Raw genomic sequence first — 1,960 nt, 5'->3', positions numbered from 1 at the left:
CATCGGGCCCAATGTCACCGCCGTCACCGACAACCATCGGCTCGACGACGTCACCATCCTCAACTGCCACCCCATCGACATCGGCCGGCGGGTGTGGATCGGTGCGGGTGCCTCGATCATGCCCGGAGTCACCGTGGGCGACGACGCCGTCATCGCCGGCGGAGCCGTGGTGACCAAGGACGTCCCGCCCCGCAGCGTCGTCGCCGGGGTGCCGGCGCGAGTGATCCGCGAGAAGTAGCCGAGCGGTCGGCCCATGCCGCGCAGCCTCAACCCGAACCACCCTGAGAAAGTAGAGAACACTCATGCCCACCGAACTCGAGCACAAGGACGCCATCCGCGAGGTCATCGACCGCTTCTCCAACCTGGAGATCGACGTCGCCGAGCAGTCCAAGCTGTTCACCCCGGACACTCATGTCGAGGTGTACAACGCCGACGGCTCGAAGATGATGGAGTTCGACGGCGCCGACCAGCTGGTCGAGCTCTTCGGAGCCGCCATGGCCGCCGTTAAGACCTCCTTCCACATCAATGGCCAGCAGGTCATCACGATCGACGGCGACACCGCCACCGATGTCCACTACGGGCAGGCCCTGCTCGTCCAGGAACAGGACGGCAAGGACGTGCTCCTGTCCCACTCGATCCGCTACATCGACACCCTGGTTCTGCGCGACGGCGTGTGGCGCATCAGCCGCCGTGAGCAGCACTTCGTGATCTCCCAGACGCGCGACTACTGACGCGCACTACTCGCGATGCGGCTACGGCTGAGCCCGCCCCCGATTTCGAGGGCGGGCTCAGCCGTGGCTTTGGCCAAAAGGCGGCGGTGCCCACGTCTTGCAATTCAAGACTGCTCGCTTGGTGGGCTGTGCCAGGCCGGGATTACCGGTTCTTCCGGTATGGGGGGTGTGCGCGGTGGGGCGAGATACTTGTCACCGAAACACGCCAAGAAACTTGACCAAGACCGAGAGCCAACAAGGGGGTGATTGTCATGATTCGGGACAAACGGGTCCGGCGGTGCCGGCGGCCGTGAGCGAAACGTTGGAATCATGCGGGTGCCGGATCACCCCCGGCAGGTGTTAAGGCTCGTTTGTCCCGACTGGTGACACTCTGGGCCACCATCCACAGCGATATGCGGGCCGACGGCAAGTCGGATGCTGCCAGCACGCCCGCAGGCAGACAGCTCAGCATGCCACCCACACGTTGGCCCGCTATCCCTCCTTACCCGAAGAAAGGAAGAGGCTGTCAGCTACGCCGGTTGGGCGTTAACAACGCTACTTAACGGTCTGCTGTATACCTCGGAGCCCTTCAGCAGACCGTTAACAGGCGTTGTTAACCCCGAAGTGGCGTAGCAGATGGCCTCACCATCGGTCCCTGGGAGGCACAGGCAGTCAACCCCGGCGCGGTGAACTGACCCGGCAACGGACGGCGGTGGGAAATGTCCGAGATCGGCACAAAGGAGTCTGAGACGGCGAGTGGCACCTAGCAGATCGTTGGTATTCTGCGGTTTCGTCGGGTGTGGCGGCTCCAGGCGGTGGCGTTCGTGCCGATCTTGGACAGTTTCAAGGCTGTCGGCACGGCTACCACGGACAGCAGCCGGGGCAGGGCAGCAAACCGTCTAGGCTTGGCCCTACGATGAACGATGCGATGAACGCCCTCTTCGGCGCCCTGCCCATGCCCGGCTCTGGCAATGACACCCCGCCGCCGGAGACAGTCCTGCCCTCGCTCGACCCGGCCGGTGTCGCCTGGGACGACGACTCGTGGGCCGACGTCGAGCCTCCCGCCGAGGAGGATCTGGCTGCTTACGGCCCCGACGAGGAGACCTCCGCCCCCTCCGCCGCCGACGCGGCCGCCGTCGCCCCCACCTGGGAGGAGCGTCAGGCCGAGGTCTCGGCTCTTGTCGCCCGCGCCCAGGCCAACGCCGCCGCCGCGCGCGCCCGCGCCGGCGTCGACGGCAGCGCCGCGGGTG

At 66.0% G+C, this 1,960-nt stretch carries 2 protein-coding genes and 1 pseudogene; all 3 read left to right on the top strand.

Going from position 1 to position 1,960, the window contains the following annotated elements; translation table 11 throughout:
* On the top strand, window positions 1–238 hold a 238-nt coding region (locus BN1056_RS02755), incomplete at its 5' end, for a DapH/DapD/GlmU-related protein (protein ID WP_280516425.1).
* Window positions 239–302: 64 nt separating this feature from the next.
* Complete coding sequence (locus tag BN1056_RS02750; protein ID WP_210578879.1) at window positions 303–731, top strand: nuclear transport factor 2 family protein; 429 nt, start codon at window positions 303–305, stop codon at window positions 729–731.
* Window positions 732–1,638: 907 nt separating this feature from the next.
* Window positions 1,639–1,960: pseudogene (locus BN1056_RS02745) on the top strand (ATP-dependent DNA helicase PcrA); the annotation flags it as partial.

It is taken from the genome of Actinomyces succiniciruminis (assembly GCF_900002405.1).
Lineage (GTDB): Bacteria > Actinomycetota > Actinomycetes > Actinomycetales > Actinomycetaceae > Actinomyces > Actinomyces succiniciruminis.
Note: the sequence above shows the minus strand (reverse complement) of the source record. Positions and strands in the feature narration are given on the sequence as shown.

What these genes read in the sequence shown, in the direction of transcription:
- BN1056_RS02750 (WP_210578879.1), top strand. Translation starts at nt 303, where the DNA reads ATGCCCACCGAACTCGAGCACAAGGACGCCATCCGCGAGGTCATCGAC.